Raw genomic sequence first — 9,181 nt, 5'->3', positions numbered from 1 at the left:
AACCTCCTGATTATATTTTGAAGAATATTTTTGGCTCTGGTTTAGGCTAACCCATGTGCAGGAGGTTAGCACTGTCTGGGGGAGTCATAATGTCTATAGGAAAAATATGAGAAAAACAATTACCACATTTATAGCAATTACTTTTTTTATCTCGATTAGTGCGGTAGCTGTTGATAATCCTGATGCACCTGACAGGATTGGAGATTTTGAAATACGGATGACTCCTTATATTTCTAAAATCAATAACGCAAAGTCTACGCTTAATACTATAGAGACATATTACGAATATGAAAAAGCTCTAGATAAAGAGTTAAATACTGCATATTCGTTTTTAATAGGTAAACTTAAAGGCGAATCTAAAATAGCACTTAGAAACTCACAAAGGCAGTGGATAAAGTATAGAAACGAAGAATTTTCCTTTATAGAAGAAAACTGGACTAGAGCAAGATCTGGTAGTTCATTTGCATTAAGTCGAGGTGCATACAAAACAAGCTTCATAAAGCAGAGAGTTATTCAACTATTGAGTTACAGTGCAAATTACCTATAACAATTCGCTCCAGCCGACGCCGCCGCTAACGCGCCGCCTCGGCTGAGCTTCAACGTTACCTCTCAAATCGTAAATCATTTTTGTCCAAAAATGAGTTAGCAGTGCTATCTCAAATGCTTAAATAAAAAGGCCGTCACAGCATTCACTGTGACGGCCTTTTTACATCTAATCGTTCATGACGCTACTTGAGCAAGGGATCATTGGTCGCTGCCATTTTGGCGGTGATTTTCTCGTTGAAGCTTTTAATGATACTTAGCTCAAGGGCATTGTTGGTATTGATGATATTGGTGGTTTCAGCGGGATCACGGCTTAAGTCATAAAATTCATCACGATCGGTGTTAATGAAGTCTTTGACCAGCTTGTAGCGGCCATCGGAGTACATGCGCATGCCCGATTTGGATTGGTGTTTGGTGGTGTAGGCGGCGTAGTAATCATCGCTGATAATGCGCTCTGGTGCACTGATAGTACTTGATTGATCGACGCCTCTAAAGCGCAGTTCTTTTTTAGGTTTGATACCTGCGATCGATAGAATAGTTGGGTACCAATCCAGGTTAGAGAAGGTCGAAAGACTTTGCTTGCCCTGCGCCCCAACCTGCGGCCATTTGATAAACAGCGGCACCTTAATGGAGGTGTCATACATATTGGGGCGTTGGTTTTTGGGGATGTTTGGCGTAGCTGCTGTAGGCGTTTTTAACAGCCAGTGGCCATTGCCCTTATGCCAAATGCCGTTATGGCCAAGGTTGTAGCCATGATCTGAGGTGAAAATTACCACGGTATTATCACTGAGTTTAAGCTCATCAAGTTTGGATAGCAGCACCCCTAAGTTTCTATCGACGCTGCGAAGGCTAGATAAATACTCGCGCATCATCCTTTTGGCCCGTTTGCTGTTTAAGTTAGGGTAGTCAGGGTGGGGCAATTCAATGTCTTTAGCTTTAATCGGCAGCATGTCGTCTTTGGCAACTGGCAGCCAGTTGGTGTGGGGCGCGCGATAATGCAGCGATAACATAAAAGGCTGCGTTTGATGCCTATTAATAAAGTCGATGGCAAAGTCCGTTAAGACATCGGCGGTAAAGCCTTTGGTTTGAACCAGCTTACCACCCGTCTCTATCGTCGGGTTTATAGGCTTGGTACCCCCTGCAATAAAACCATGAAATTCATCATACCCGTAATGGCTTGGGTGGTGGCCGGCTTGGTAACCCAAATGCCACTTGCCCACTAACCCGGTATGATAACCGTGGTTTTGTAAGTCTCGCACCCAGTTGGGTAAATTGGCATCCAAGCCCAGTTCGGGCTCTTGCTCGGTGAGGGATTTATACTTGGTGTTGATCCAATCATCGATGCCGGTTTCATAGCCGTATTTTGAGGTCAGCAATCCTGCCCGAGAGGGGGAACACACCGGCGTGGTGGTATAGGCGTTGGGGTAGTACACCCCTTCTCTGGCAAGCTTGTCCATATTTGGGGTAAGTGCTTGCTTATTGCCGGATTCACCCAGTGCCCAAGGGGCTTGATCGTCGGTATAGATAAACAATATGTTGGGTTTATCGCTGGCATGCAGGTAGCTTGTGAGCAGCAGTGTAAACAGCAACAGTAACGTTTTCATTACGGCTTCCTTGTTAGGGCATAGCTATGCTGTTTGGGTTTATTTACCCTATTAATTTGCTCAAATAGATCATTGATTTGTGCACGAATGCTTTGCTTTTTAGGGTTGAATTCATTGTACTTGTTCACCTCTGACGATAGGTAGCCGTACCAAGGCTTATCAATGGATTTTTGCAAACATTGGTGCAATGCCTTATCAATGCTTAAGGTGTTGTCAGCAGGGATACAGTCGGGGTTATCTACCATCGTATGCTGTACCAGCGCGATGGAGCGCAGGGTGCCAGCAAGCTGGGCGCGTTTATCGTTTAGGCGACGCACTTCAAGGGCTTGTTGGTACATTGGGGTGTGGGCAAACGCGCTTAGGTTTACGCTGTTTTCAAGTTCGCTGGAGCTAAAGCTGGCAACCTTGTTACCATCAATACTGAGTTGGTATTGGCCTTGTGTTAGACCCTTAACCGTTAATGGCAGTTGGTTATAGTCTTGGTTAAAGCTTGTCCACTCAAGGGCACGCTTTATGCCATTATGGCTGGGGAAAGGTAATGCGGTTAAGGTACAGCTAAAGCTGATTTTATCGCTAGAGCTACCTTTGCTGTTTAACTCACAGTCGCCATCAGAGTTTATTGTTTGTGCTGATAAATCAATATTGATATTGGCTACCTTACCTTGAGGTAGGGTTTGCTTAATAAACTCATAGGCCATGACAAAGTGACCATCTTGCTCTGGATGGACGCGGTCGTTTGATACCAAGGTCGCTTCTGGATCATTTTGCTGCAGCTTGGCATTAAGGGCTGACATTGGATTGTAGAAATCTACCACGCTTAAATCATGTTGCTGCGCCAGTTGCAGTAAAGAGTATGAATATACTCCAAGTTCTAAATTTGCCCCCACATTAATTGGCTTTGCAAGCGTGGCGGTTTCATCGTAAATGCTTGGCAGGATCAGCCCCACTTCTACGCCATCGGCTTTTAGCTTGCTGATAAGGGTATCCATAGCGCTTAGGTAATTATGTAAGCTTTTGGCCTGCTGCGCTCGGCGCTTGCTACGCTCTGCAGCCGTTTGCGGCAGTTTGTCATAATGTGGGCGGTTAACGTCATTCATGCCCAGCATAATAAAGGCCTTATTGGCGTTATGGACTTGGATATCCTCACTGTAACGTTTTAAGGTGCCAGGGGCGGTATCCCCTGAAATTCCAGCATTTACATAGCTTAAATTAAGCTCAGGGTAGCGGGTGGCGTAGTACAAATAGACTTGCTTGTGGTAACTGCCGCCATGGGTGATGGAGTCGCCAATAAAAATGATGTTGTCGTTATTTTGAAACGGGGCGGGCGCTTCAATTGCGGCCACCGGGGCGGCCAGTGCCATTAAGGAAAGTAGATACTGCTTCATCATAATATTACTTATAGTTATCGATAAAAAAGGGCATAAGTAATGAATTACCTATGCCCTGTGATTAATTTAAGGCTTTATTATTCTATAACTTCTATCAACCTGAAGTTATCAAAATAAGCGTCTATAGCTTGAACAGAAGATTGCTTAATGAAATAGATTTCAAGTCGACCAGAGTCATCAATCGATATTTCATCTAAGTCCAAGGTCACAGTAGTCCATTCACCTGATGAGATTGGATCGTGCCATTTTTCAATACGAGTATTGAAGTCGCTGCCAACAAAATACATACGAAGTGGGTGAGCGTTACCAACATAGTTATTTAACTTAACATCGTAGGTAAGCTGGAATTTACGACCTAAACCTTCACCTAAAACTTGTGGCGCCTCACTTGGGTTTAACTTGATACCAGTATGTGCTGAACCATCAGAAACGAAGTGCAACCCATAGCTGCCATCTTTAGCTGCATCAGTAGTCACAGATAAAGCGGATGCCCCCTCTGGTGTTTCCCAGTAGTGTACCCAAGGTGTTACAACGCCATCTTCAAAGTCTGAGTTAACCCCTGCTAGATAGTTGGCATCAACGGTTACATTGAACGTGGTAGTGACATCACCATCAGCGACTGATGTAGCAGTGATGACGGCCGTGCCGCCAGCAACCGCAGTGATCAGGCCATTAGCGTCAACGGTGGCGATATTAGTATCACTGGACTCCCACGTTAATGAGTGATCCGCAATATCCACCGCATCAGCTGGTAGATAGCTTACTGTGGCATCGGCATCAAAGGTGTCGGCAATTTGCAGGCTAACATCATTGATTTCAATCTCGCGCACGCTTAACTCTTGCAGAACAAAGTTATCGAAATAAGCATCGATGCTTTGGGTTGGATCTTGTTTAATAAAGAACAACTCAAAGACGCCATTGTCGCTTAAATCATGTTCAGTAATATCGATAGCAACACTGGTCCAATCGCTGCTGCTGATTGGGTTGTGCCATTTCTCGATACGTTCGTTGAAGACGCCACCTAAGAAGTACATACGCAGTGGGTGAGAGCTACCAGCATAGTTATTTAGCTTCACATCGTAGGTGAGTCTGAAAGTGCGACCTAATCCTTGACCGAGATGCTGTGGCATAACATCACTAGGGATAGATATACCGGTATGCTCTGTGCCATCAGAGACAAAGTGCAAACCGTAGCTGCCATCTTTCGCTGCAGAGCCTGAAACGGTTAGCGCCGCAGCGCCTTCTGGCGTACCCCAGTAGTTAACCCAAGGTGTGACTGAACCGGTTTCAAAATCACTATTTAGTGCAGAAAGCAGGTTACCCGAATTATCTACCGTTACTGTGAAGCTATTGGTTAGCGCGTTATGCGAGCTTGCGGTAATGGTGGCTGTGCCTAAACCAACGGCTGTCATTGCGCCAGTATTGGCATCGATAGTTATCACCAATTCGTCTGATGAATCCCAAGTTAGGGTTTCATCGGTAGCGTTTGCTGGCAATACTGAGCCTTGGGCCGTATAAGTACCGCCTTTAGTTAGCACAATATCACTATTTACGCTTACCGAGGTTACATCAACCACTGGCGCTTCTACGGTTACGGCAAGGGTGCCGAACACGCCATCGACGGAGGTTGCCGTGATGGTGGTAGAACCTGCGCCAATGGCGGTGATTAAGCCGGTGGCATCAACGCTGGCAATTGCTTCGTCATCAGAACGCCAAGTCAGAGTTTTGTTATCAGCGTTACTCGGTAATACTGTTGCGTTGATTTGCGCAGTACCAGCTTCAGCTAGGGTGATATTGCTGCCTAAGTTTACTGAAGTCACTTCGATGTACTCTTCAATAACGATGTTATCTAAGTAGAAGTGACCTGCAGTGCCGTTGGCAGGGAAGAATAGTTCGGCAATAAAGTTGCCACTGGCCACTTCGGCTGCCGCATCAAACTCATCGAACACATACTCAACATGATGCCAAGTGTCGATACGGGCATTGGCATCAGCGGTATCCGCCCAAGGTTGCAGCTGTGCTTCACTCCAGTAACCGTCACCACGAACTACAAACTTAATCACGCGGCTTTGGTCAACGGCGGTTTTCGATTGAATATCAAAGCTCAGCTTGAACTTACGACCTAAGCCTTCGCCCAATAGCTGCGGCATTTGATCTTCAGCCATGGAAATACCACTTTGAGCGTTAGCCCCTTCATTGGCTGCACCATCATTGCCACCATCAAAGATAAGCTCAAGACCAAAGCTACCGTCTTTTGCAGCATCGGCACTGATGTTGTACTGAGTATCCGCAGGGGTATTCCAGTTGGTCTCCCATGGGCCTAAATCACCTTGCTCAAAATCAGGGTTTACTGCCGATAGGTAGTTGCCATTTTCATCGACTGTTACGGTAAATGAATCATTGATGTCAGTGGCCGTTGAGGTAATAGTCGCGGCACCTGTCGTTAACGCTGTGACTAAGCCATTACTGTCCACAGTTGCCACCGCTTCATTGCTTGAAGCCCAAGTTAAGGTCTCTTCAATTTGACGAGCATAAGCTTGGTAAGTGCCGCCTTTAGTTAAGGTGACATCATCGTTTAAGGCTTCTACCGTCACCGCAAAGCTACCACTTGGGCCGTCATGTGAGGTCGCGGTAATGGTCGCGTTACCCATTGCTACCGCAGTGACCTTGCCAGCACTGTCTACGGTTGCGACGGTTTCATCCGATGAGGTCCAAGTCAGCTCGGTAAAGTCTGCATTAACAGGGGTTAATGTGCTTGATGCACTGTAGCTGAAGCTCTCTTTTAATGTGATGTCAGAGTTTAGAGACACAGCAGTGACTAACACCGGGGCATGCTCTTCAAGGCGAATATTATCAATATAGAAATCGCCAGTTTTACCATTGGCAGGGAGGGTTAATTCTAAATTGAACAATTCACCCGCTGCAGCGACCGCGCTCCAATCCATTTCTTCAAAGATGTACTCGGCGCTGTACCAACTGCCATCGCGAACGGCATTATCGGCGGTGTCGCTCCATGGATAGAGGGTTTTTTCATGGCGTTGGTCCCAGTGATCTTTGGCTATTAACAGAAATTTGACCCCTTGCCATCTATCAATGGTTTGATTGGCCTGGATGTCAAAACTTAATTTAAAGCGGCGATTGCCTGCTTCACCAAAGAGTTGCGGTAGGTGTTGACCCGAAAGGCTAATACCTGCAACAGCGTTATTAGGATCTACGGCGCCATCAGTAACGCCATCAAAACTAATATGTAAGCCAGAGGTTCCCTGATTGGCTGCAGCAACAGTGCTACTGATGACTGTGCTGTTGGCAACGTTCCAGTGACGCTCCCATGGGCTTAATAGGCTTGATTCAAAATCTGGGTTAAGGGCAGACAATAAATTACCGTTATTGTCTACGGTAATCACAAAAGAGCTACTGATCCCACTTGCTTCGACAGTAATGGTGCTGCTGCCAGTAGCAAGGGCTGTGACTAAACCATCACTATTGACGCTGGCCACTTGTGGGTTAGATGACTGCCAAACGCTTGCTAGCTGTTCACCTGGAGCATAAGCTTGATAAGTGCCGCCTACAGTAATCGTCGCATCATGGTTAAGGGCTTCTACATTTACATTAAAGGCGCTTGTGGGACCATCAATTGAGGTGGCTGTAATGGTCGCTTGTCCTAAGGCGATTGCAGTAACTGCGCCTTTATCATCGACTGTGGCGATAGCCTCATCGGATGATGACCATACAAGACTTTGAAAATCGGCATTACTCGGGCTAATGCTTGCCACTGCAGTATAACTTTTGGTCTGTTTTAAATTGATATCGCCATTGAGAGTGACAGCAGTCACTAAAACAGGGGTATGCTCCTCAATACGGATGTTATCAAGATAGAAGTCCCCGGTTTTGCCATTGGCAGGGATGGTTAATTCTAATTTGTATTTTTCTCCCGCCGCAATCACGTCGCTCCAATCCATTTCGGAGAAAATATAGCTTACGTTTTGCCACTGGTTAATGCGACTTTCGTTGTCATTATCAGCAGTTTCACTCCACGGATAAAGCCCTTTTTCAAGTCGGGCATCCCAGTGTTCATCGGCACGTAGCATAAATTTGATGCCTTGCCATCTATCAATGGTTTGGTTGGATTTAATGTCAAAACTTAATTTAAAGCGTCGATTTCCACCATCACCAAAAAGTTGAGGAAAGATGTCCTCGCTGAGGCTAATGCCAACTACAGCATTAGCTGCATCGAAAGCGCCCTCGGTTGTGCCATCAAAATTGATATGCAAACCATAGTTACTGTCTTTGGCTGCTTCTTGGGTGACCGCCACAACTGCGTTGGTGGGTGTATTCCAATGCTTAGCCCATGGTGTTAACTGAGCATCTTCAAAGCCAGCATTTAATGCAGAAAGTAAGTTACCGTTATCATCAACGGTGAGATTAAATGAATTACTGACACCATTAATCGCCGTCGCGGTGATGGTTGTTTGTCCAAATTGTTGTGCAGTGATTAGGCCATTTACATCAACGCTGGCAATGGCACTATCACTAGAGTCCCAAGTAACCGTTGTGTCATAGGCATTTTCTGGTAAAACTTGTGCATTGGCTTGATAGGTTGCACCTAGTGTCAAAGTAATATCAGCATTGACATCAATTTGGGTGACGTTAGGAGTAACGATAAGGCTAAAAGAGGCTGATACGCCATTGTTTGCTGTTGCACTGATGAGTGTTTCGCCCACTCCCGTAGTCGTGACCAAGCCATTGGCGTCTACAGTGGCAATACTTTGCTCAGAGGAAGCCCAAATCACTGTTGAATCACCAGCGTTAGCTGGCAGCACTTGGGCGCTTGCTTGTACAGTTTGACCAAGCCCTACAGTGGTGTTGGCATTAACACTGATTGATTCGACAGGAATAGCCACTACAGTCAGCTGATAACTCCCTTTAATACCATTACTCGCGGTGGCGGTAATGGTGGTTGTGCCTATTTGTAAGGTCGTCACTAAACCATCAATATCTACCGATGCTATCGTTTCATCACTAACACTCCATAACAGCGTTTTGTCATCAGCATTAACAGGAAATAATGTAGCAATTGATTGCAAGCTTTCACCGATGATGACTTGTTTATCCTCATTAAGGATAACGCTAATGACTTCATCGATAGGATCTGTGGTGGTGCCATCATCTGGATTACCATCTTCGGTTTCCTTGATGATTTCAGGATCTGCACCATTAATCACTAAAGTGATGCTTCTTTCTACGGTATTAATACCATCGGACACGCTATAACTATAACGTATTGTTTCTGTTTGAGCAGCGCCAAGCAAATCAACAAAAACCTCTGGGGTAAAAGTAATGCTATTACCGCTAATGGCAGCGCCAATGGAAGCATTATTAGGATCAGAGCTAATGTTGACAATGGTTAATGGATCACCTTCTCTATCTGTGATGTCAGAGAGTAAATCGACCGTAAATTCGGCATCAGTCTCAGATTTAGTAAAACTTAAATTGCCATTAAAAGTTGGCGCGGTGTTGGTTTTAGAGGTGGTATCAGTATCGCCTCCACCACACGCTGATAACATCGTTAATGCAACAGAATGCAGGAGGAGTTTGTTCAACCTGTTCATAATGCTTCCCTTTATTATATTTATTGGTGAAAAACAA

General features: G+C 45.3%; 4 protein-coding genes. 1 reads left to right on the top strand and 3 read right to left on the bottom strand.

What is annotated here, in order from left to right:
* The first annotated feature begins 106 nt into the window (after positions 1–106).
* Positions 107–547: a lysozyme inhibitor LprI family protein gene (locus tag GFB48_RS15495; RefSeq protein ID WP_163937834.1), complete on the top strand. Its 441-nt coding sequence runs from the start codon at positions 107–109 to the stop codon at positions 545–547.
* A gap of 181 nt (positions 548–728) precedes the next feature.
* On the opposite strand, the gene GFB48_RS15490 is transcribed toward GFB48_RS15495, so the two are convergent.
* From GFB48_RS15490 to GFB48_RS15480, 3 genes are all read right to left on the bottom strand, one after another.
* The gene (locus GFB48_RS15490; RefSeq protein ID WP_163937831.1) at positions 729–2,147 is read right to left on the bottom strand and encodes a sulfatase-like hydrolase/transferase; all 1,419 of its coding nucleotides are present in this window, start codon (positions 2,145–2,147) and stop codon (positions 729–731) included.
* A complete protein-coding gene (locus GFB48_RS15485) occupies positions 2,147–3,535 on the bottom strand; it encodes an SGNH/GDSL hydrolase family protein (protein WP_163937828.1) in 1,389 nt (462 codons plus the stop codon). Before GFB48_RS15485 ends, GFB48_RS15490 begins: the two co-directional genes overlap by 1 nt.
* A 77-nt stretch (positions 3,536–3,612) precedes the next feature.
* A complete protein-coding gene (locus GFB48_RS15480) occupies positions 3,613–9,144 on the bottom strand; it encodes an Ig-like domain-containing protein (RefSeq protein WP_163937825.1) in 5,532 nt (1,843 codons plus the stop codon).
* Positions 9,145–9,181 lie beyond the last annotated feature (37 nt).

The sequence above is a fragment of the Paraferrimonas sp. SM1919 genome (genome assembly GCF_010993985.1).
In the GTDB taxonomy this organism is placed as follows: Bacteria; Pseudomonadota; Gammaproteobacteria; order Enterobacterales; family Shewanellaceae; genus SM1919.
Note: the sequence above shows the minus strand (reverse complement) of the source record. Positions and strands in the feature narration are given on the sequence as shown.